Origin of the sequence: Pseudomonas qingdaonensis (genome assembly GCF_018398475.1) — a bacterium.
Taxonomy (GTDB): domain Bacteria; phylum Pseudomonadota; class Gammaproteobacteria; order Pseudomonadales; family Pseudomonadaceae; genus Aquipseudomonas; species Aquipseudomonas palmensis.
The window spans coordinates 1,995,900-2,021,153 of sequence record NZ_CP074676.1; the positions used below are offsets into that span (position 1 = coordinate 1,995,900).

The 25,254-nt window shown below is 64.8% G+C and carries 3 protein-coding genes; all 3 read right to left on the minus strand.

Going from position 1 to position 25,254, the window contains the following annotated elements:
- Nucleotides 1-3: 3 nt before the first annotated feature.
- The 3 genes from KH389_RS09190 to KH389_RS09200 all read right to left on the minus strand — a co-directional run bounded on the left by KH389_RS09190 (nucleotide 4) and on the right by KH389_RS09200 (nucleotide 25,233).
- The gene (locus KH389_RS09190) at nucleotides 4-960 is read right to left on the minus strand and encodes an alpha/beta hydrolase (RefSeq protein ID WP_213607248.1); all 957 of its coding nucleotides are present in this window, start codon (nucleotides 958-960) and stop codon (nucleotides 4-6) included.
- A gap of 61 nt (nucleotides 961-1,021) precedes the next feature.
- Nucleotides 1,022-12,835, minus strand: a complete 11,814-nt coding sequence (locus tag KH389_RS27510; protein WP_213607249.1) for a non-ribosomal peptide synthetase — start codon at nucleotides 12,833-12,835, stop codon at nucleotides 1,022-1,024.
- Nucleotides 12,835-25,233, minus strand: coding sequence for a non-ribosomal peptide synthase/polyketide synthase (locus KH389_RS09200; RefSeq protein ID WP_213607250.1), 12,399 nt, complete (start codon nucleotides 25,231-25,233; stop codon nucleotides 12,835-12,837). Before KH389_RS09200 ends, KH389_RS27510 begins: the two co-directional genes overlap by 1 nt.
- Nucleotides 25,234-25,254 lie beyond the last annotated feature (21 nt).

Sequence of the window (25,254 nt, forward strand, 5' to 3'; positions counted from 1 at the left end):
CGACTACAGCGAGGCCAACCAGCGGTCCACCGCCGTATAGATCGCCTCGACATCCGCCACAATCCCGCCCATGCGCAGAAAATCGTGGGTCAGCCCCTGCTGCACCTTCAACGTCACCGAAGTACCGCTGGCCTCCAGCAGGCGGGCGTATTCCAGCCCTTCGTCAAACAGCGGGTCGTATTCGGCCAGGCTCACATACGCCGGGGCCAGTTCGCCCAGCCCGCTGGCCAGCAACGGCGAGACGCGCCAGTCCAGGTGCTGCGCCGGGTCGGCACTGTAATGGTGGTAGAACCATTCCAGCGTGGCGGTCTCGAGCAGGTAGTCATGGGCATAGCGGCGATGCGAGTCGCGCTGGCGCGAGGTATCGGTGACCGGATAGAACAGTAGCTGCGCCCTGGGCTTGAGCTGCAACGCCTGTGGCTGCTTGACCGCCGTGATCGCCAGCACGGTGGCCAGGGTGGCGCCGACGCTGTCGCCCGCGAGTGTCACCCGCTGGTTGTCCAGGTGCAGCGCCGTGGCCTGTTCAGCCAGCCAGTTGGCGGCATCCAGCGCATCATGCACGGCGGTCGGGAACGGGTATTGCGGGGCCAGCCGGTAAGCCGGCGCCAGCACCGCCTGGCGCCCGCTTGCTGCCAGGCGGCGGCAGATGGAGTCATGGGAGTCCAGGCTGCCGACCACATAACCGCCACCATGAAAGAACAGCAGCGTTGGCAGCAACGCCGTGTCGCTGGCATCGGCGCGGTAAAGACGCGCCGCGATGGACTGGCCGTCGCGGGTTGGAATGCTCAGGGTAGTAACGTTGATGGCGCCTGGCGGGCAGGGGTCGAGCACTTGCGAGGTGGTTTCGAACTGCGTGCGCGCCAGTGCCAGATCAAGTTCGTGCAGCGCGCTGCTCTTGCCACTCAGGCGGCCCATCTGGGCCAGTTCCAGGAAGCCTTCGAGGTCGGGATCCAGAGGCATGTAGAGGTTCCTTGCAAAGCTATCGGTAAGCGCCGCCCCGGCTGACGGGGCGGCGGTGGTATCAACAGGTGACGCTGTGGCTTTCCTGCAACTGCTCCAGCACGCGGCGCAGCAGCTCGGGATGCTTGAGCATGTCGTAATGGCCGGCGGCCACCGGTTCGTTGAGTTGCGCCTGCACCAGGCGCAGCTGGGTCTGGCCTGCGCCGGCCCTGGCCCACCAGCACTGCGCTGGCACCTGCGTTGCGGGGAGCCCCTCGATGGTCTCGGACAATGCCTTGAGTTTCATGGCTACACGGAAGGTATGGGCCAGTTCTTCAGCGCCGATGGAGGCGAACGCCGAGGCGCTGATGACCTGGGCCTGCACCTGGGCAATCACCGTTTCGAGGTGGTTGGCAGGGCTGCTGGCGCGCACCTGCAACACCGGCAGCGCGTCACTTGGCACGCCCATGATGACACCCAGGAAGCTGCCAAGGTCTTCGCTCCAGTCCTCATCGGCTGCAGGCTGCGCAGGCGCAGATGACGGCAGAAAGCTGTCCACCAGGCCGAGGAAACCCACCCGCTGGCCCTGTTTCTCAAGCTCTTGCGCGACCAGCACCGCCAGGGTGCCGCCCAGTGACCAACCCAGCAGGTGGTAAGGACCGCTGGCCTGTTTCTGGCGGATGTACTGGGCATAGTCGATGGCCATGGCCTCGAGGGATTCGTCTTCCCAGCTACGCTCCAGCAGCATTCGACATTGCAGGCCATACACGCTGCGCTGGCCTTCCAGGCGGCGAGCCAGCGGCTCGTAGTCGAATACCGTGCCGAAGCCTGCGTGCAGGCAGAACAGCGGCCGCGCCTGTTCGACCGGGCTGTTGAGCAACAGCAACGGGTCGAGGGAAGACACCTGGGCCTCGTAGCCCGACAGCTCGGCGATGGTCGGCTTGCCGATCAGGTCGCGCAGTTTCAGTTCTATGCCCAGCTCCGGCTGGCTACGTACCCTGGACAGCACCTTGAGCACACGCAGCGAGTCGCCCCCCAGTTCGAAGAAGTTGTCGGTAACGCCAACCTGTTCGACCTCCAGCACCTGTTGCCAGATGGCCGCCAGGCCCTGCTCCAGCGCATTGCGCGGGGCGATGAAGGCACGCGCCTTGAAGTCCGGGTCGGGCAGGGCCTTGCGGTCGAGCTTGCCGTTGGGGTTGAGCGGGAAGGCGGCCAGCGCGAGGATCTGCGCCGGTACCATGTAGTCGGGCAGCTCGACCTGCAGTGCACCGCGCAGGCGTTCGCCCAGGTCACCGGCGTCGTCCGCCACCACGTAGCCGATCAGTTGCTTGCCGGCGCCGGTTTCACGTGCAACCACCACCGCGTCGGTCACCCCGGGTTGCTGGCGCAGGCGCGATTCGATTTCGCCCAGCTCAATGCGGAAACCGCGCACCTTGACCTGATTGTCCAGTCGGCCGAGGTAGTCGAACACGCCGTCGGCGCGCTGGCGCACCAGGTCACCGGTGCGGTACAGGCGGCTGCCATCGCCCGCGAACGGGTCGGCAACGAAGCGTTCGGCGCTGAGCCCGGGACGCTGGTGATAGCCGCGCGCCACGCCTTCGCCACCGAGGTACAGCTCGCCGGCCACGCCGTCGGGCACCGGGTTGAGCTGGTCGTCGAGTACGTACAGGGTACGTCGACCCACGCGGGTGCCGATGGGCGCATACACCGCACCGCACTGCTGGCTGGCGTCGACTTTCCACAGCAACGGCGTGACCACGGTTTCGGTGGGGCCGTAGCCGTTGGTGAGATAGGCCGGCTTGAGTGCACGCTTGACCAGCTCGAAGTTGGCCTCGGCCACCGCGTCACCACCAAAGCAGTACACCCGCACCGCCGGTGGCGGCGCTTCGACGCTGGCGGCGTATTCGGCCAGTTGCTGCAGGTAGGCGGGCGGGAAGCAGGCGATATCGATGTTGTGCGCGTGCAGGGCCTGCCAGGTTTCCTCGGCAGTCCACAGGCGATTGTCGCGCAGCACCAGCTGGCCGCCGCCGAGCAGGGTCGACTGCCAGCGTTCCTGGGCACCGTCGAAGGCGAACGACATGAACAGCAGCTCGCGGGTGCTGGCGTCCATCGCGTAGCGCTCGGCAATCGCCAGGCAGTGCATGCGGATCTGCCCGTGGCTGACGGCCACTCCTTTGGGCTTGCCGGTGGAGCCGGAGGTGTAGATCAGGTAGGCGAGGTTGTCCGCGTCGGCGCGAGGCGCCGGGCAACTGGCGGGGTAGGTGTCCAGGGCCAGATGGTCAAGTGTGATCAGGGTGCCGGCACCGGCATCGGCAAACCGGTGCTGGAGTGAGCGTTGCGTCAGCAGCACCGGCATGCGCGAGTCTTCGACGATCCACTTGACGCGCTCCTGCGGGTAGTCGATGTCGAGCGGAACGTAGGCTGCGCCGGTCTTCATCACGGCATAGAACGCCACGATCACGTCGACCGAACGCTCCAGGGCAATGCCGACGCACACTTCAGGGCCGATGCCCTGTGCGATCAGGTGGTGGGCCAGCCGGTTGGCGCGGGTTTCCAGTTCGCCGTAGCTCAACTGCACATCGGCGCAGGTGACCGCGATACGCTGCGGCTGCCGTTCGGCATGGCTGCGGATGCACTCGGCCAGCAGCGCCGGGTCGCGGCTCGGCGGCGCCAGTTGATTGTGTTGTGCAAGTGCCTGCTGTTCGTCGGCACTGAGCATCGACAGGCTGCCCAGGGTTGCTTGAGGGTTGTCGAGCAGGGCATCGAGCAAGGTTTCGAAGCTGGTGCGGATCTGCGCCGTGGCAGCCTCGGTGAAGCGGTTGCGCAGGTAGAGGAACTCGATCTTGAGGGTGCGGCCCAGGTTGATCGCCAGGTCCATGGCGAAGTTGGTGACGTCACGACTGTTCACCTCGCCAAAGCTCAACTGATTCTGCTCGGCTTCCTGCAGGCGGTCGTCCACCGGGTAGTTTTCGAACACGATGATGCTGTCGAACAGTGCCTGGCCGTTCTGCCCCGACCAGCGCTGCACGTCGGCCAGCGAGGCATGCTCCTGGTCACGAACCTCCAGGTTGTAGGTTTGCAGTGCTTGCAGCCACTGCGCCAGCGGCATGTGCGGCTGCGGGGTCTGAATGATCGGCAGGGTATTGATGAACAACCCGAGCATTTCTTCGGCACCGGGCAGGCTGGCCGGGCGACCGGCCACGGTGGCGCCGAAGCACACGGTGGGCTGGCCGGTGTAGCGTTGCAACAGTAGCAGCCATACGGCCTGGATCAGTGTGTTGGGCGTGATACGCAGGCGCTGGGTCTGTTCGCGCAGGCGCTGGGTGCGTGCTTCGTCCCAGTGCAGATACAGCGCTGCATGCCCTTGCAGGTCGCCGGCCGGACGCGGTGCAATGCTGCCGGCCAGCAGGGTCGGGCCTTCAAGGTCGTGCAGCTTGTGTTTCCAGAACTGCTCCAGGCTGGCCTGGGACTGATTCTGCAGCCATTGGATATGGTCGCGATATTGCCCGCGCTTTGCCGGTGGCGTGCGCCCGTGGTACAGCTCCAGCACTTCGCCGAGCAGGCGCGAGCTGGACCAGCCGTCCATCAGGATGTGGTGGCTGGTCCAGATCAGGTGGTGCTTGTGCTCGCCCAGGTCGATCAGCGTCAGGCGCGTCAACGGCGCCTGCAGCAGATCGAAGCCTTCGGCGCAGTCCGCTTCAAGGATACGTTGCAGGGCCTTTTCATCGAACGTCGTGGCTTGCCTGGCCAGGCGACGCACCGGCAGGGTGGCGTGCCTGTACACCACTTGCAGCGGCTCATTCAGCTCGTTGGCCGACCAGAACCCGGTGCGCAGGATTTCATGGCGGGCAATCGCGGTGTTCCAGGCCGCGATGAACCGTTCGGGGTCCAACCCGATAACCGGTACGCTCATCTGGTTGATGTAGAGGCTGGCCTCGTTGGACTCCAGCGTGTGAAACAGCATGCCTTGCTGCATGGGCGAGAGTGGGTAGAGGTCCTGCACGTCGCTGCACGGTACTGGCAAACGGTCCAGTTGCGGCTGGCCAAGACGCGCCAGCGCGAAGTCCGATGGCGTCAGCCCCCTGTGCTGCGGGTCGCGACAATGCGCAATGACAGCGGCCAGTTCCAGGCAGAAGGCATCGGCCAGTTGCTGAACCGTCGCCTCCTCGAACATTTCGCTGCTGAAGCTCCAGTTCATGCTCAGCTCGCCGCCATACACCTGGCCGTTGAGCGACAGCCAGTTGCCCAGCGTTGCGTGGGCACTCTGGTTGGCGCCGGTGCTTTCAGCGGCCGGTGCGAACAGCGCGCCCTCATTGCTGTCGAAGCTGGCGTCGAACTGGCCCAGGTAGTTGAAGGTGATGCGTGGGACGGGCAGTTCGCCCAGGGCCTGACGCGCGCTCCCATCGCCAAGAAAGCGCAGTGCGCCGTAGCCGATGCCCTTGTTGGGAATGGCGCGCAGCTGTTCCTTGATTGCCTTGATCGACTCGCCCATACCGCTGGCGGGGGTGAGCTTGACCGGGAACACGCTGGTGAACCAACCCACGGTACGGGTCAGGTCGATCGTGTCGAACAGGTCTTCGCGGCCATGGCCTTCCAGCTCGATCAGGCTGCTTGGCGAGCCGCTCCAACGGCCGATCACGCGTGCCAGTGCGGTCAGCAGCAAATCGTTGATCTGTGTGCGATAGGCCGCCGGTGCCTCCTGCAGCAGTTGGCGGGTGAGCTGCGTGTCGAGGCGGCTTTGCACGCTGCGTGCGTGGCGGTTCAGCAAGCTGCCGTGTGGGCGATCGCAGGGCAGTGTGGTGGGTACATCCTGCAGTTGCGCCTGCCAGTACTGCAGTTCCTTTTGCAGGGCCTCGCTGCGTGCATAGCCTTGCAACTGCTCGGCCCAGGCCTTGACCGAGCTGGTTTTGCCCGGCAGTTTCGTCGGCTGGTTTACCAGCCGTTGCTGGTAGGCCAGTTGCAGGTCTTCGAAGAGGATGCGCCACGACACGCCATCCACCGCCAAGTGGTGAATGACCAACAGCAGGCGCTGCTGGCCATCGGGCAGGGTCGCCAGCAGGGCTCGCAGCAGCGGGCCTTGCTGGATGTTCAGGCTGGCCTGGGCGCGATTGGCCCATTCGTTGAGCGCAGGCTCGTCAGCGACCTCGGCCTGCCACAGCAATTTGCAGGTCGGGTCCACTGGCAGGTAGCGAGCCCCTGGATGTTCGCCGTCGAGGGAGAACACCAGGCGCAAGGCATCGTGGTGTTCCAGCAGCGCGTGCAAGGCATGGTCCAGTACGGCTGCATCCAGCGGCCTGGATGGTTCGAGCATCACCGATTGATTGAAGTGATGCGGTTCGGGGGTATCGCTGAGCAAGAACAGTTGCTGGATCGGCAGCAGGGGCGTGGTGCCGAGCACGGGGCCCTGATCGATCTGCTGCGTGGTGTCGGCGACCTGCGCGACACTGGCCAGGCTCTTGATGGTCTGGTGCTGGAACAGGTCTTTGGCGCTGAAGCGGATCCCGCTCTGGCGGGCACGGCTGACCACCTGGATCGAGATGATCGAGTCGCCACCGAGCTCGAAGAAGTTGTCGTCCAGACCAATGCGCGGCAGCTTGAGCACGTCTTGCCACAAGGTGGCGATGCGTTTTTCCATTTCGGTCTGCGGTGCCACGTATTCACGCTGCAGCAGGCTCGCATCCGGCGCCGGCAAGGCGCGGCGGTCGAGCTTGCCGTTGGCCGTCAGTGGCCATTGCTCCAGGAACAGCAGGTGCGTGGGCACCATGTAGTCCGGCAGTTCGGCCTTGAGCCCGGCCTTGAGTTGATCACGCAATTGGGTGTGCTCGGCACTGGCGTCCTGCGGCACGACGTAGCCCACCAACTGCTGGCCGCTCGGCCCGTCCACCGCCAGCACCAGCGCTTCGCGCACGGCGGCCTGTTGCGCCAGACGTGCCTCGATCTCACCCAGTTCGATGCGGAAGCCGCGGATCTTGACCTGATGGTCGATGCGGCCGACGTATTCGACGATGCCATCCTGGCGATAACGCGCCAGGTCGCCCGTGCGGTACAGGCGCTCGCCGCGGGACGAGAACGGGTCGGGCACGAAGCGCGTGGCGGTGAGATCGGCACGCTTGAGATAACCACGCGCCAGGCCGGCCTGGCCCACATACAGCTCGCCGATGGCGCCTTTTGGCACCGGGTTCAGGTCGGCATCGAGCAGGTACCACGACAGGTCCGGGATCGGCTCGCCGATGGGGCTTGCCGCATCGCCGGCCAGATCGGCCAGCGACACAGGACGGTAAGTGACGTGCACCGTGGTCTCGGTGATGCCGTACATGTTGATCAGTTGCGGCTGCTGATCGCCGAAGCGCTCGAACCAAGGGCGCAGGCTGTGCACGTCGAGAGCTTCACCACCGAATACCACGTAGCGCAGGGCGGGTTTGGCTGCTGCATTGGCGGGGGCACAGGCCACCTGCATCAGCTGTTTGAACGCCGATGGCGTCTGGTTGAGCACGGTAACCCCCTGCTCGCACAGCAACTGGAAGAACTCTTCCGGTGCCCGGCTGGTGGCCTGCGGCACGATGACCAGCCTGCCGCCATACAGCAGCGCACCAAAGATCTCCCACACCGAGAAGTCGAAGGCATAGGAGTGGAACAGGCTCCACACGTCACTCGGCCCGAAGGCGAACCAGTGTTCGGTGGCGGCAAACAGGCGTAGCACGTTGTGGTGCGCGAGCAACGCGCCCTTGGGCTTGCCGGTGGAGCCGGAGGTGTAGATCACATAGGCCAGGTTGGCAGGGTCCAGCGAGAGTGCCGGGTTGTGCGTGGCGAAGGCGCCGAAGTCATCGTCCAGCAGCAACGTGCGCACGCCTTGCGGAACTGGCAGTTGCAGGTGCGACTGGGCCAGCACCACGCTCAGGCCGCTGTCCTCCATCATGTAGGCCAGGCGGTCCTCGGGGTACGCCGGGTCCAGTGGCACATAGGCGCCGCCGGCCTTGAGGATCGCCAGCAGGCCGACCACCATCTCCAGGCTGCGCTCGCAGGCCAGGCCCACCAGCACCTCTGGCCCGATGCCCTGGGCAATCAACGCATGGGCCATCTGGTTGGCGCGCTCGTTGAGTTCGCGGTAGCTGAGCTGGGCGTCACCCAGGGTCAGCGCGATGGAGCCCGGCGCACGCGCAGCCTGGGCTTCGATCAGTTCATGGAGGCAGCGCTGGCTGGCGAACTGCGCAGGCGCCGGGTTCCATTGCTGGAGGTTGGCCTGTTGCTCGCGGGCATCGAGCAACGGCAGTTCAGCGACGCGCTGTTGCGGGTCAGCGACAATCGCCTGCAGCAGGTTCTGCCAGTGCCGGGCCAGACGCTCGATGGTGGCCGCCTCGAACAGATCGGTGGCATAGGTGAATACCGCTGAGAAGCCTTCGGCGCTTTCAGTTGTATGCAGCATCAGATCGAATTGCGATGTCTGCTTGTCCCAGGCGAGGAACTCTACGTCCAAATTTGGCAGCGCGTTTTGCCTTTGTACGCCACGTGTCTCGCCCTGGTGGCTGAACATGACTTGAAACAACGGATTGTGACTCAGGCTTCGTTCAGGCTGCAGCGCTTCAACCAGCTGTTCGAACGGAAGGTCCTGATGAGCTTGGGCCTGCAAAGTAATGTTTCTAACCTGATCAAGCAGGGTGGCGACGGTGTGCTGACTTTCTATCTCGGTTTTGAGCACCAAGGTATTGACGAAGAAGCCGATCAAGCGCTCGGTTTCCATTCGATTTCTGTTGGCAACGGGCACGCCTACACGAATGTCGCGTTGGCCGTTGTATCGATGCAGCAGCATTTGGAACGAGGCCATCAACAGCATGAAGGGCGTGATGCCGCGCTGTTGTGCAAGTTTTTTGAGGCTCAGCGCTAGTGGTTGATCGAGCGTAAGCGCGAGATGGTCCCCACGGAAACTCTGCTCTGGCGGTCTGGCATGGTCTGTCGGCAATGTTATGACGGAATGTTCGCCGCTCAACTGCTTGAGCCAGTAGTGCAGTTGCCGATCCCGCTCTCCGGCCTCCATCCACTCGCGTTGCCACAGCGCATAGTCTGCATACTGAATGGGCAGTACGGGTAGCACAACATCCTGGCCTGCGCTGTATGCGCTGTACAGGCTGATCAGTTCGTCGACCATCACCTGCATCGACCACGCATCGGAAACGATATGATGCTGGGTCATGATCAACACATGGTCATCGGCTGCCAATTGCAGCAGCTTCACCCGTAACAATGGCCCCTGATCCAATGCAAACAGACGGTTGATTTCGACTTCGACAAAGGTGTCTATCTGGTCTTTCTGATTGGTCAGGTCTTCCTGTTCGATCAGCATGGCTGGTTGATGGGTGACTATCTGGTGCAGTTGGTCATCTTTTTGAGTGAAGTGCGTTCGCAGACTTTCATGACGCGCTAGCAACGTGTCGAAGCTACGTTGCAGTGCCTTCAGGTCCAGATGGCCGCGCAGGCGCAGGGCCGCCGGCAGGTGATAGGCACTGCTCTGCGGGTCCAGCTGCCAGAGGAACCACTGGCGCTCCTGGGCGTAGGACAGCGGCAGCGGCACGCCGCGTTCGACCGCAACCAGCGCAGGCTCGTCAATGCGCTTCAATGCATCCAGCGTGGCGACGAAATCCGCCAGGCGACTGTGTTCGAACAGCGTGCGCAAGGCCACGTCGAAGCCCAGCACCTGACGCACCCGCGAGATCACCTGGGTGGCCAGCAGCGAATGCCCGCCCAGCTCGAAGAAATCGTCGGTACGGCCGATACGCTCGCAGCCGAGCATCTGTTGCCAGAGGGCGGCGATCTGTTGTTCAAGTTCGCCCTGCGGCGCCACGTACTCGGCCTGCAGCAAGCTCGCATCCGGCGCCGGCAAGGCGCGGCGGTCGAGCTTGCCGTTGGCCGTCAGTGGCCATTGCTCCAGGAACAGCAGGTGCGTGGGCACCATGTAGTCCGGCAGTTCGGCCTTGAGCCCGGCCTTGAGTTGATCACGCAATTGGGTGTGCTCGGCACTGGCGTCCTGCGGCACGACGTAGCCCACCAACTGCTGGCCGCTCGGCCCGTCCACCGCCAGCACCAGCGCCTCGCGCACCGCAGCCTGTTGCGCCAGACGTGCCTCGATCTCACCCAGTTCGATGCGGAAGCCGCGGATCTTGACCTGATGGTCGATGCGGCCGACGTATTCGACGATGCCATCCTGGCGATAACGCGCCAGGTCGCCCGTGCGGTACAGGCGTTCGCCGCGGGACGAGAACGGATCGGGCACGAAACGTGTGGCGGTGAGATCGGCACGCTTGAGATAACCACGCGCCAGACCGGCCTGGCCCACATACAGCTCGCCGATGGCGCCTTTTGGCACCGGGTTCAGGTCGGCATCGAGCAGGTACCACGACAGGTCCGGGATCGGCTCGCCAATCGGGCTTGCCGCATCGCCGGCCAGATCGGCCAGCGACACAGGACGGTAAGTGACGTGCACCGTGGTCTCGGTGATGCCGTACATGTTGATCAGTTGCGGTTGCTGATCGCCGAAGCGCTCGAACCAAGGGCGCAGGCTGTGCACGTCGAGAGCTTCGCCACCGAACACCACGTAGCGCAGGGCGGGCTTCATCTCGGCTTGCGCCGGAGCACAGGCCACCTGCATCAGCTGTTTGAACGCCGATGGCGTCTGGTTGAGCACGGTGACCCCCTGCTCGCACAGCAACTGGAAGAACTCTTCCGGTGCCCGGCTGGTGGCCTGCGGCACGATGACCAGCCTGCCGCCATACAGCAGCGCACCAAAGATCTCCCACACCGAGAAGTCGAAGGCATAGGAGTGGAACAGGCTCCACACGTCACTCGGCCCGAAGTTGAACCAGTGTTCGGTGGCGGCAAACAGGCGCAGTACGTTGTGGTGCGCGAGCAACGCGCCCTTGGGCTTGCCGGTGGAGCCGGAGGTATAGATCACATAGGCCAGGTTGGCAGGGTCCAGCGTCAGGCCTGGGTTGCTGGCGGCATAACCAGTGAAGTCATAGTCCAGCAGCAACGTGCGCACGCCTTGCGGAACTGGCAGTTGCAGGTGCGACTGGGCCAGCACCACGCTCAGGCCGCTGTCTTCCATCATGTAGGCCAGGCGGTCCTCGGGGTACGCCGGGTCCAGTGGCACATACGCACCGCCAGCCTTGAGGATCGCCAGCAGGCCGACCACCATCTCCAGGCTACGCTCGCAGGCCAGGCCCACCAGCACCTCTGGCCCGATGCCCTGGGCAATCAACGCATGGGCCATCTGGTTGGCACGTTCGTTGAGTTCGCGGTAGCTGAGCTGGGCGTCACCCAGGGTCAGCGCGATGGAGCCCGGCGCACGCGCAGCCTGGGCTTCGATCAGTTCATGGAGGCAGCGCTGGCTGGCGAACTGCGCAGGCGCCGGGTTCCATTGCTGGAGGTTGGCCTGTTGCTCGCGGGCATCGAGCAACGGCAGTTCGCCGACGCGCTGTTGCGGGTCAGCGACAATCGCCTGCAGCAGGTTCTGCCAGTGCCGGGCCAGACGCTCGATGGTCGCGGCGTCGAACAGATCGGTGGCATACGTGAAGCTTGCCGAGAAGCCAGTCGGCGATTCGGCGGTGTTGAGCGTCAGGTCGAACTGCGCGCTGTGGGTGTCCCACTGCAGGTTTTCGACCTGCAGCGCATCCGAGTGGTCTGATGCCTGCCGCGTTTCATTGACCAGCCCGCGATGGTTGTACATGGCCTGGAACAGCGGTGTGACGCTCATGCTGCGGGTGGGTTGCAGCGCTTCGACCAGGTAGCCGAAAGGCAACTCCTGATACTGCTGTGCTTCGAGCGACGTCTGCTTCACCTGCTGCAACAGTGCCTCAAAGCTCGATGCGGTGCTGAAGTCGGCCTTGTAGACCTGGGTGTTGACGAAGAAGCCGATCAGACCCTCGGTCTCGACCCGGTTGCGGTTGGCCACTGGCACGCCGACACGGATGTCCGCCTGACGACTGTAGCGGTGCAGAAGGGTCTGGAATGAGGCCAGCAACAGCATGAAAGGGGTCACGTTGTGCGATTGGGCCAGGTGTTTGAGATGCTGGGCGACGGTGTGATCGAGGTCGACATCCAGGCGCGCTCCGCGGTGGCTTTGCTCGGAGGGGCGCGGGCGGTCCAGTGGCAACTCCAGCACCGACTGCTCGCCACCGAGCTTTTCAGTCCAGTACTGCAACTGCCGCTCACGTTCGCCGGCTTCCATCCAGCGTCGCTGCCAGATGGCGTAGTCGGCGTACTGGATCGGCAGCTCGGGCAACGTCACCTCGCGCCCCTGGCTGTAGCCGGCATACAACTGCACCAGGTCGCTGACCATGATCTCCAGCGAGGCGGCGTCCGACACGATGTGGTGCTGAACCAGCACCAGCACATGCTCGTCCGGCGCCGAGGATGCTAACGCGATGCGCAACAGAGGGCCGTGCTCCAGGTCGAACGGGGCCTGTGTCTGCGCCTGGACAAAGGCCAGAACCGCCGCCTCTGTCTGGGTGTCCAGCACATGACGCGCAATTTCCAGCGTCAGGTGCGGGGCAATGCGCTGCACCGGGCCGTCGTGGGTCTGGGTGAAGGTGGTGCGCAGGGCCTGGTGGCGTGCCACCAGGGCGTTGAAACTGCGCTCCAGCGCGTTCGCGTTCAACGGGCCCTTCATGCGCAGCGCAATGCAGATGTGGTAGGCCGCACTCTGCGGCTCCAGCTGCCAGAGGAACCACTGACGCTCCTGTGCGAAGGACAGCGGAACCGTCTCGACCTCCGACTGCACCTGCGGGATCGGCAGGTTGGCCGGCGACACGCCTTCGCCGAGCATTTTTTCGAGAAACACTTTGCGCTTGTCCAGCGGGAGGGTGATGAATCGCTTGGCGATCCGTGCAGCCATGTCCTTGTCCATCACACTTCCTCCAATTCGTCGAACAGTGCTTCGAGTTTGCTGAGTTTCGTGGTGTCGACCTGGGCACCGAGTTGCGCCACCTGTGCAGTGAAATCACCCAGGACAGGGAATTGGAACAGCTCGTGCGGGCTCACCTGTATCCCCACATCCAGTTGCATGCGTGACATCACGCGAATCACCATCAAGGAATGTCCACCCAGTTCGAAGAAGTTGTCGTGCAGGCCGATGCGCTCGCAGCCGAGCACGTGCTGCCAGATGGCAGCAATGCGCTGCTCCAGCTCGCTTTGCGGGGCTACATATTCACGTTGCAGCTGGCTGGCATCGGGCTTGGGCAGCGCCTTGCGCTCCAGCTTGCCGTTCGGGCTCAGCGGCATCTGCTTCAGCCACACCCATTGCGCCGGGATCATGTAGTCCGGCAGATGTGCATTCAGTGCGTGCCTGAGGTGCTCGCGCAGGTCGTCCTGCCCAGCACCAGCGCTTGGCACCACATATCCCACCAGTTGCTGGCCGGTGGCACCCTCGATCGCCAGCACCACCGCTTCGCGCACGGCGTCGAGCGCCATCAGGCGTGCCTCGATTTCACCCAGCTCGATGCGCAGGCCGCGGATCTTCACCTGATGATCGATACGCCCGCGGTATTCGATCACGCCGTCGGCGCGGTAGCAGGCAAGGTCGCCGGTGCGGTACAGGCGCTTGCCTTCGCCGAACGGGCTGGTGACAAAGCGCTCGGCAGTCAGTGCGGCGCGGCGGTGGTAACCCCGCGCCAGGCCTTCGCCGGCCAGGTAGAGCTCACCGGTGACGCCCGCCGGCAACAGCCCCAGGTCGTCGCCGAGGATGTAGGTCTGCAGGTTGGCAATCGGCTGGCCGATCGGTACGCCATCCTTGCCTTCCTCGCGGCAGGTCCAGTGAGTCACGTCGATGGCGGCTTCGGTAGGGCCATACAGGTTGTACAGGCCGGCGTTCGGCAACTTGGCGAATACCTGCTGCTGCGCGTCCACCGGCAGGGCCTCGCCGCTGCAGACGATGCGGGTGAGGCTGGTGCAGCGCGGCACACCGGCATCCAGCAGGAAGGCCTGCAGCATCGACGGTACGAAGTGCAGGGTGCTGACCTGGTGCTGGTTGATCAGCGCCACCAGCCTGGCCGGGTCGCGATGGTCGCCAGGAGCAGCGACCACAAGGCGCGCACCGGTCATCAGCGGCCAGAAGAACTCCCACACCGACACGTCGAAGCTGAACGGGGTCTTCTGCAGTACCGTGTCGCTGGCGTCCAGGGCGTAGGCCTGCTGCATCCAGCACAGGCGGTTGGTGAGTGCGCTGTGGCGGTTGCCGGCGCCCTTGGGATTGCCGGTGGAACCGGAGGTGTAGATGACGTAGGCCAGGTTCTCCGGGTGCAGGGCAATGTCCGGGTTGCTCTGGGCGTGCTCGCTCAGGTCCAGCGTGTCCAGGGCCAGCAGCGGTAGGCCTTCGGGCACCGGCAACTGTGCCAGCAGGTGCTGCTGGGTCAGCAGCAGGGCGATGCCGCTGTCGTCGAACAGGTAGCCCAGGCGCTCGCGCGGGTATTCCGGGTCCAGCGGCACGTAGGCGCCACCGGCCTTGAGGGTCGCCAGCAGGGCGACGACCATCTCGATGCTGCGTTCCATGGCGATGCCGACCAGCACGTCGGGGCCGACACCGCGTGCAATCAGCGCATGGGCGAGCTGGTTGGCACGGCTGTTGAGTTCGGCATAGCTCAGGTGCTGCCCGCCGAACACCAGGGCCGGCGCGTTCGGTGTCTGTTCGACCTGCGCCTCGATCAATTGATGAACCGGTTGCTCGAGTGGGTAGTGGGTCGATGTCAGGTTCCAGTCGAGCAGTACGGTGTGCTGTTCCTGCGGTGCAAGCATCACCAGGTCGCCGATGGCCTGGTCTGGCGAGTCGAGCATCGCCCTCAGCAGTCTGAGCAGCGAGTGAGCGAGCTTCTCGACCGTGGCGGTATCGAAATGCGCCTGGTCGTAACTTGCCTGCAAGGTCAGCATCGCGCCGAAGCCGACCATCAAGGTCAAGGGATAGTTGGTCTGCTCATGGGTACGGATGCTGCCAAAGTGCAGTGTTGTGCTTGGCGTCTGTTCCAGGGCTTGCGAAATCGGATAGTTCTCGAACACCAGAAGGGTGTCGAACAGGCTTTCGGCGTTCTTGCCGGCCAAGCGTTGAATCTCGAACAACGGGGTGTGTTCATGTTCTCGCAAGCTCAGGTTCTGCGCCTGCACCTGCTGCAGCCATTGGCCGACGCTGAGCTCGGGCAGCGGCGTGGCGACCACTGGCAAGGTGTTGATGAACAGCCCCAGTTGCTGTTCCACCCCGCTGAGCTCCGCCGGGCGACCGGAGACGGTGGCACCGAAGCAGACCGTCGTCTGTGCGCAGTAACGCTGCAGCACGATCAGCCAGGCTGCCTGAACCAGTGTGTTGGGGGTCACCTTCTGCTGGCGGGCAAAGGTCTCGAGCCGGGCAGTGTCGGCCTGTTCGAGCGCGGCTTCGAGGTGTGCGTGGCCGGACCCCGGTGAGCGTTGCGCAGTGATGGCCGCTGCAAGCCGAGTGGGCGCATCGAGGGTCTGTACCTGGGCTTTCCAGAACGTCTCGCTCAGTGTCGGGTCCTGCTGTTGCAGCCAGGCGATGTAATCGCTGTAGCGACCGCTGGACTGGGGCACGCGCTGGCCATGGTAGCGCTGCATCACCTCACCCATCATCTGCGAGTTGCTCCAGCCATCCATCAGGATGTGATGGTGGGTGTAGATGAGGTGATGGCTGTCCTCGCCGGTGCGGACCATGAACAGGCGCAGCAATGGCGGTTGCTGCAGGTCGAACGGCTGCATCAGCTCTTCGCCAGCCAGGGTGTCCAGCGCTGCGCTGCAACCCTGGCGCTCGCGCCAGTCCAGTACGCTGAACGGCAGTTCGACTCGCTTGTGCACCACTTGCAGCGGCTCGTCGAGCTGGCCCTGCCAGAGGAAACCGCTGCGCAGGATGTCATGGGCATCCACGGTGGCCTGCCAGGCAGCCCGGAAGCGTTCTGCATCCAGGCCGCGTACGTCCAGGCGCATCTGATTGATGTAGTCGCCTGCTTGTTGCTGGTAAAGGGTGTGAAACAGCATGCCCTGTTGCATCGGGGCCAGCGGGTACAGCGTTTCAACCTGCTGGGCCGAAAGGGGCAGTGCATCGAGCTGCGCCTGGCTCAAACGGGCCAGAGGCACGTCCGACGGCGTCAGGCCGTGGTGGTCGGCCTGCAGGCAGTGCTCGATCAGGCGGCTCAGCGAATGCAGGTAATCTTCGGCCAGCCCTTCAATGGTCGATGCATCGTACATTGCGCTGTTGTAGCCCCAGGTCAGGCTCAGTTCACCGGCAAACACCTGGCAGTTGAGGGTCAGCCAGTTGCTCTGCGGGGCGTCCAGGCTCTGCCCGATACCTGCGCTTTCTGCAGCGGGGGCAAACAGCGCACCCTCGTCACTGTCGAAGGTGCCATCGAGCTGGCCCAGGTAATTGAACGTCAGGCGCGGCACAGGCAGCTGCTGCATGGTCTGTTGCATCTGTGCATCGCCCAGGTAGCGCAAGGCGCCGAAGCCGATGCCCTTGTTGGGGATGGCGCGCAGTTGCTCCTTGATCTGCTTGATCGTGCCACCCAGCGTACTGGCCGGGGTCAGGCGTACCGGGAACAGGCTGGTGAACCAGCCGACGGTACGGGTCAGGTCCATGTCTTCGAACAGCTCCTCGCGGCCATGCCCTTCGAGTTGCAGCAGCAGGTCGTCGTGACCGCTCCAGCGCGTGATGACCTGCGCCAGCGCGCTGAGCAGCAGGTCGTTGACCTGGGTGCGATACGCCGCCGGTGCCTGTTGCAGCAACTGGCGGGTGCGTTGCTTGTCCAGCACGACCTGCACACTGTTGCTGTTGCGGTTGATCAGGCGATCGGCTGCACGGTCGCAGGGCAGGTCATTGCTCGCTCCGTGCAACTGCTGCCAGTAGGCGAGTTCCTGGTCCTGCCCGGTGTGCCTGGCGAACGCCTGCAACTGTTCGGCCCAGGCACGCAGCGAGCGGGTCCTGGCGGGCAGTTCGACAGCGTGCCCGGCCACTGCACGGCGGTATGCTGCCTGCAGGTCTTCGAAGAGAATGCGCCACGACACGCCATCGACCGCCAGGTGGTGAATCACCAGCAACAGGCGCTGGCTGCCATCGGCGAGCTCGGCAAGCAGCGCACGGACCAGGCCGCCTTCCAGGTCCAGGCTACGCTGCGCCGATTCGGCCAGCGCTTGTAGCGCATGCGCATCACTGACTGTGTGTTGCCACAGCAGCGGTGTGTGTGCCCAGGCTTCGCGCTGGGCCGCTTGCGAACGGTACTCGCCGGTCCAGCCGCTGGCGGTTTCGGTGAACTGCAGGCGCAAGGCGTCGTGGTGCAGCACCAGGCTTTGCAGGGCCTGCTCCAGCGCCGCCGCATCAAGCCTGGCGTTGGCCTTGAGCAGTACGGCCTGGTTCCAGTGATGCCGCTCGGGCATCGGCAGTTCGAAGAACATCTGCTGGATCGGCAGCAATGCCGTTTCGCCCTGCAAGGGCGATTGGTCGACAACCGAGCGTGCATCGCTGGTCTGGGCAACCGTGGCCAGGCGCTGGATGGTCTGGTGTTCGAACAGCGCCTTGGGAGTGAAGCGGATACCGGCCTGACGGGCGCGACTGACGACCTGGATCGAGATGATCGAGTCGCCGCCCAGTTCGAAGAAGTTGTCGGTAACGCCCACGCGATCAAGCTTGAGTACCGCCTGCCAGATAGCGGCCAGTTGCTGTTCCAGTGGGTTGGAGGCAGCGACATGCTCGCTGCGCGTGGCTGCGTCGCCGATGCCGGGCAGAGCCTTGCGATCGAGCTTGCCGTTCGGGCTCAGCGGCAGTTGCTCCAGCAGTATCAGGTGGGTTGGCACCATGTAGTCGGGCAAACCGGTCAGCAACTGCTGGCGAACAGCATCGCGCCATTGCGCCTGCTGCGCACTGCTGGCCGACGCCAGGGTGGCGTCACTGGCCACCAGGTAGGCGGCCAGTTGCAGGCCGCTGCCTGCTTCAACGGCCAGCACGCTGGCCTCGCGAACGCAGTTCAGTTCGAGCAGGTGCGCTTCGATTTCACCGAGTTCGATACGCAGGCCGCGGATCTTCACCTGGTGGTCGACTCGCCCCATGTAGTCGATCACGCCGTCGGCGCGTTGGCGTGCCAGGTCACCGGTACGGTACAGGCGCTGGCCGGCGCCGAACGGGCTGGCGACGAAGCGCTCGGCGGTCAGCGCGGCACGGCGGTGGTAACCGCGCGCCAGGCCTGCACCGGTCAGGTACAACTCGCCGGTGGCACCCGCCGGCAACGGCAGCAGGTCGGCACTGAGCACGTACGCGCCCAGGTTGGCGATCGGCTGGCCGATCGGCACGCTGTTGCGACCTTCGTCGCGGCAGGTCCAGTGGGTCACGTCGATGGCGGCTTCGGTGGGGCCATACAGGTTGTACAGGCCGGCGTTCGGCAACTTGGCGAACACCTGCTGCTGCGCGTCCACCGGCAGGGCCTCACCGCTGCAGACGATGCGGGTGAGGCTGGTGCAGCTCGGCACACCGGCATCCAGCAGGAAGGCCTGCAGCATCGACGGTACGAAGTGCAGGGTGCTGACCTGGTGCTGGTTGATCAGCGCTACCAGCCTGGCCGGGTCGCGGTGGTCGCCAGGAGCAGCGACCACAAGGCGCGCACCGGTCATCAGCGGCCAGAAGAACTCCCAAACCGACACGTCGAAGCTGAACGGGGTCTTCTGCAGTACCGTGTCGCTGGCGTCCAGGGCGTAGGCCTGCTGCATCCAGCACAGGCGGTTGGTGAGTGCGCTGTGGCGGTTGCCGGCGCCCTTGGGATTGCCGGTGGAGCCAGAGGTGTAGATGACGTAGGCCAGGTTCTCCGGGTGCAGGGCAATGTCCGGGTTGCTCTGAGCGTGCTCGCTCAGGTCCAGTGTGTCCAGGGCCAGCAGCGGTACGCCTTCGGGCACCGGCAGCTGTGCCAGCAGGTGCTGCTGGGTCAGCAGCAGGGCGATGCCGCTGTCGTCGAACAGGTAACCCAGGCGCTCGCGCGGGTATTCCGGGTCCAGCGGCACGTAGGCGCCACCGGCCTTGAGGGTCGCCAGCAGGGCGACGACCATCTCGATGCTGCGTTCCATGGCGATGCCGACCAGCACGTCGGGGCCGACACCGCGTGCAATCAGCGCATGGGCGAGCTGGTTGGCACGGCTGTTGAGTTCGGCATAGCTCAGGTGCTGCCCGCCGAACACCAGGGCCGGGGAGCCGGGGGTCCGCTCGACCTGGTCTTCGATCAGCTGGTGCACGCAGCGTTCGAGCGGGTATTCGGTGCTGGTGGCGTTCCACGCCTGGACGACCTGATGGCGTTCGATCGGCGCGAGCATCTCCAGCTCGCCCAGGTGCTGGCGGGGGTTGTCGCGCATGCGTTCGAGCAGGTTGAGCAGGTGCTCGCCGATGGCCTGCACGCCCGCGTCGCTGAAATGCTGTCGCGAATAGCTGGCATGCAGCAGCAGCGAGTCGCCAGCACTGATGGCCAGGGTCAGCGGGTAGTTGGTCTGTTCGTGATAGTCGACTGCACCGAATGTCAGCCCGGCGGGCGCCTCCTGTTCCAGGGCTTCGGCCACCGGGTAGTTCTCGAACACCAGGATGTTGTCGAACAGTGCCTCGCCCTGTTGACCGGACCAGCGCTGGATATCGCTCAGCGCGGTGTGTTCGTGCTCACGCAGGCCAAGGTTGATTTCCTGCACCTGCTGCAGCCAGCTGGCCACGCTGACGTCGGGGCGCGGGCTGGCGATGACCGGCAGGGTATTGATGAACAGGCCGATCTGCTGTTCCACGCCCGCGATATCAGCCGGGCGCCCGGCCACGGTGGCCCCGAAACATACGCAGCGCTGGCCGCTGTACTGTTGCAGCACTACCAGCCAAGCGGCTTGCACGAGGGTGTTGAGGGTGACTTTCTGCTGGCGTGCGAAGTCGTTGAGGTGTTGAGTGCGTGGCGCATCCAGGCTCAGGTAGCAGGCGCCATGGCCCTGCGCCGGCGTGCTGTTGACGACCGAATGCGCGAGCCGGGTGGGCTCCTCCAGGTCGGCCAGTTGAGTGTGCCAGTAGGCCTGGTCAAGTACGGCGTCCTGACGGCCGAGCCAGTGGATGTAGTCGCGGTAGCGGCCTGGCGGGGTAGCGAGGGCCTGGCCGCTGTAGCGTTGCAACACTTCGCCGAGCAACTGCGAGGTGCTCCAGCCATCCATCAGGATGTGGTGGCTGGTATGGATCAGGTGATAGTGCCCAGGTGCGGTGCACACCAGCACAAGCCTGAACAGCGCAGCCTTGTCCAGCGCCAGGTCCTGTTGCAGCTGCTCGGCGGCCAGTGCGTCGAGCGCGCCCGGCAGGTCAGCGCGTTGCTGCCAGTCGAGCAGGCTGAACGGCACGCGCATCTGCCTGTACACCGCCTGCAGTGGCTGCGCCATTTCGCCTTGCCAGAGGAACACCGTGCGCAGGCTGTCGTGTCGGTCGACGGCGGCCTGCCAGGCTTCGGCGAATGCCTGGGGGTCCAGGCCGCTGATGTCCAGGCGCATCTGGTTGATGTAGCTGCGACCGTCCAGGTCGTGGGCTTCCTGCTCGTAGAGTGTATGGAACAGCATGCCTTGCTGCAGCGGCGACAGCGGATAGAGGTCGTCAATCAATGCCAGGTCGATCGGCAGGGCATCCAGTTGCGCCTGGTCGAGCCCGGCCAGCGGGAAGTCCGACGGGGTAGCGCCCTGATTCAGGCTGTCACAGCAGTGGTCGATCAGTGCGCCGAGCTCTGCGACATAGTCCTCTGCCAGACGCTCTATCACCTGCGGGGCGAAGCGGTTCTGGTCATAGGTCCAGCTCAGGCTCAACTCGCCGGCGTACACCTGGCCATTGATGCTCAGCCAGTTGCTCAGCGGGGCATCGGCGTGTTTCTCGGCACCTGCCGCTTCGCTGGCCGGTATCAGCAGCGGTTGCTGGGTGTCATCGAAGCTGGTGTCGAACTGGCCGAGGTAGTTGAAGGTGATACGTGCATCTGGCAGCGCCTGCAACACCTCGCGCACGGCTTGCTCGCCCAGGTAGCGCAGGGCACCGAAACCGATGCCTTTGTCGGGTATGCCACGCAGTTGCTCCTTGACCTGCTTGATGGTGGCCTGCAGGTCATGTCCCGCCGACAGCCGGAGCGGGAAGGCACTGGTGAACCACCCCACGGTACGGGTGAGGTCCAGCCCTTCACTCAGCTCTTCGCGGCCATGCCCTTCGAGCTGGATGAGGTTGTCGGCCTGTCCGGTCCAGCGTGCGAGTACTCGGGCCAGCGCGCTGAGCAGCAGGTCGTTGACCTGGGTGCGGTAGGCCGCAGGCGCCTGTTGCAGCAGGCGACGCGTGCGTTCGCTGTCCAGGTGCGAATCGAGCAGCGCGACCTGTGCCGGTGCGCCCATGGCGCTCCGGGCATCGGGCAGGTCGGCTGCGATGGCCTGGTGCTGGTCCAGCCAGTAGTCCAGCTCGCCGATGGCCTGGCCCCTGGCATGCTCGCGCAGCGCCTGGGCGAAGGCCTGCAGCGAACTGGTACGGGCCGGCAATTGGGGGGGCTGGCCAGCCAGGCACTGCTGGTAGGCGCTTTGCAGGTCATCAAACAGGATGCGCCAGGAAACCCCGTCGATCACCAGGTGGTGGGCTACCAGTAACAGGCGTTGACGCCCATCGGCCAGGCTCACCAGCAGCGCGCGCAGCAACGGGCCGTGTTCGAGGTCCAGGCTGCGCTGGGCGCGTTCGCACAACTGCTCCAGTTCGCGATCATCGCACGCCACCGCTTGCAGCAGGGCGTTGTGGGCGTCGGCAGGCGCGCGGTAGACGCTGCTCCAGCCCTGTGCCTGCTGGGTGAAACTCAGGCGCAATGCGTCGTGGTGGTTGATCAGGGTGTTCACTGCCTGTTCCAGCACAGCGGCATCGAGTGGCTGCCCGGCCGGCTTGAGCAGGACCGACTGGTTCCAGTGATGACGTGATGGCACCGGCGTATCGAAGAATGCCTGCTGAATCGGCAGCAGCGCGACCGTGCCGCTGGCCGGCCCCTGGTCGATGTGTGCAACCGGGTCGTCGAACTGTGCGACCTGGGCCAGCCCCTGCACGGTCTGGTGCTGGAACAGCTGTTTGGGAGTAAAGCGAATGCCAGCCTGACGGGCGCGGCTGACCACCTGGATGGAGACGATCGAGTCGCCACCCAGTTCGAAGAAGTTGTCGTTCAAGCCGATGTTCGGCTGCTTGAGCACTTCCTGCCAGAGCATCGCGATCTGGCGTTCCATGGCGCTTTGCGGGGCCGCGTAGCGGTAGCCGGTGGGCGCAGTGTCGGGCATAGGCAAGGCCTTGCGGTCGAGCTTGCCGTTGCGTGTCAGGGGCAGGCCGTCGAGCAGCAGCAAGTGGGCCGGTACCATGTAGGCCGGCAGTTGCTGTTCGAGCCCGGCAATCAGGGCCTGGCGCAACTGGTCCTGCGCCTGAGCATCGGGCAACGGCCGGGTGGCCACCACATAGGCCACCAGGCGCTGGCTGCCCAGGTAGTCCGGGGCCAGTACGACGGCTTCGGCAACCTGGGGCTGTTGCAGCAGGCGTGCCTCGATCTCGCCCAGTTCGATGCGCAGGCCGTGCAGCTTGATCTGGTGGTCGATGCGGCCGACATAGTCGATCACGCCGTCGTCGCGATAGCGGGTCAGGTCGCCACTGCGGTACAGGCGCTCGCCGTGTCCGGCGAAGGGGTCTGGCACGAAGCGTTCGGCGGTCAGCCCGGGCCGGGCGTGGTAGCCGCGGGCCAGGGCCACGCCACCGATCAGCAGCTCGCCACTGACGCCGATGGCGCAGGGGTTCAGCTCGTGGTCGAGCACGTGGGTGCGCAGGTTGCTGATTGGCTGGCCGATGGGCACGATGGCGCCGTCGGGCGTGGCCGGCACGCTGTAGCAGCACGTGTCGATGGTGGCTTCGCTGGGCCCGTAGAGGTTGTAGATACGTGCGTCGCTGACGCTGCGCAGTTGCTGCACCAACGCCGGGCTCAGCGCTTCGCCGCCCAGCAGGATTGCCCGCAGGCTGGCCAGTGATGTGCGCTCGGCCTGGCCCATCAGGGCTTGCAGCAGCGAGGGCGCGGCTTGCAGCACGGTGATGCGCTGGGCCTGCACTTCGGGCCACAGCAGCGACATGTCGTCGTTCAGTTCAGGGCCAGCCAGCACCAGTTGCGCGCCGTTGAGCAACGGCAGCCAGAACTCCCAGACCGAGGCATCGAAGCTGAACGCGGTTTTTTGCAGCACCCGGTCCTGGGCCTGCAATTGCAGGGTCTGCTGCATCCACAGCATGTGGTTGGTGAGTGCGCCATGACGAACCTGCACACCCTTGGGGCGACCGGTGGAGCCGGAGGTGTAGATGATGTAGGCCAGGTTGTCCGCGTCGACCACTGGCGTCGGGTTGCTGTCGGCATACCCCTGCAGTTCGTTGTCGGCCTGCTCCAGCAGCATGACCGGCAGGGCCTCGGGCAGCAGCAGGCCAGGGTGCACCGATGCCTGGGTCAACAGCAGTGCAATGTCGCTGTGCTCGATCATGTAGGCCAGGCGATCCTGCGGGTAGCCGGTGTCCAGCGGCACATAGGCGCCCCCGGCCTTGAGCACGCCCAGCAGCCCGATCACCATCTCCAGGCTGCGCTCGCACGCAATGCCCACGCCGACCTCTGCACCTACGCCCAGTTCCAGGAGCTTGTGCGCCAGGCGGTTGGCGCGCTGGTTGAGTTGACGATAGGTGAGAGCGGCACTGCCCAGGCGTACGGCGACGGCATCCGGGGTGGCGTGCGCCTGACGTTCGAACAGGGTCTGCAGGTTGGCATGCGCGCCGAAGTCCGTGGCTGTGGCGTTCCAGGTGTGGAGGGCCATCTGCTGTTCGGCACGCTCGAGCATTGGCAGCTCGCCCAGGCGCAGTTGAGGCGTTTCGACAAGCCCCTGAAGCAGGTGCTGCCAGTGGCCGGCCAGACGCTTGATGGTCTGTGGCAGGAACAGTGCGGTGCTGTAGCTGAACGTGGCGTCGGTCTGCTGCTGGCTGTAGTCGATCTCCAGCGACAGGTCGAACTTGGCCTGCTGCTGCTCGACACCGAGAAATTCCACCTCCAGGCCATCCAGGCGTAGTTGTGCTGCGTCCTGGTTGGCCACGCGCCAGTTGAACAGCGTCTGGAACAGCGGGTTGGCCTGGGTGCTGCGTTGCAGTTGCAGGTCTTCCAGAATCAGCTCGATGGGGTAGTCGGCGTGCTCCAGTGCGGCCAGCGACTGTTCGCGCAGGCGTTGAAGGAATTCGGCGACGGGTTGCGCGCCGTCGAGTCGGGCACGGTACACCTGGCTGCTGACGAAGAAGCCGACCAGCGCCTGTGTCTGGCCCTGGCTGCGGGTTGCATTGGGCACGCCGACGGTGAAGTCGTGCTGGCCGGTATAGCGACCCAGCAGCAGTTGCCAGGCACCCAGCAGCACGATGAAGGGTGTCAGCCCCTGTTGCTGGCAGAACCGCTGCAGGGCGCTGCCCAGCGAGGCCGGCAGGGTAAGGCAATGGTTGCCGACGAGGTGTAGCTGGTCTGGTGCATGCGGCCTGTCGAAGGGCAGGTCCAGGCTCGGCAGCTCGCCGTCGAGCACTTGCTTCCAATGGGCGGTCGCGCGTTCGTGGGCGGCGCTGAGCGGGTACTGCTGGCGCTGCCAGTGCGCGTAGTCGGCGTATTGGATCGACGGCCGCTGCAGGCCAGCGGGCAGGCCTGCCTGCGCTTGCGCAAAGGCTTGGGCCAGGTCCTGCAGCAGGATCGCATTGGACCAGGCATCGGACACGATGTGGTGCATGTTCAGCAGCAGCACGTGCTCGCTGGCACCGGTACGCAACAGCGTGCCGCGAATCAGAGGTGCCTGGCTCAGGTCGAACGGTTGGGCCAGGTCGGCGTCATGGTGCCGGCGTATGGCTGCGTCGCGCTCGGTGGCGGGCAGTTCGCCCAGGTTGTGCCGTGCAAGTATCAGTCGCGCCTGGCGGTCGACCTGCTGCTGCGCCAGGTTGTCGATTTCGACGAAGCGGGTGCGCAGGATATCGTGCTTGTCGATCACTGCATTCAACGCCTGCTCCAGCGCGTCGGCGTTCAGCGGACCGTTCAGGCGCAGTGCGCGAGGCAGGTTGTAGGCACAGCTCTGCGGGTCGAACTGCTGCAGGAACCAGAGGCGCTGCTGAGCGAAGGACAAGGCGCCATGCGTGGGTGCGCAACCGGCCTTGATCACGTGTTCGGAGCCGGCTTCGTCGGCCAGCAGCAGGGCCAGCAGGTCGTCGTCGGAGGGGTGATTCATCTGATTCATGTCGATCTCGTCGCCGTCGGC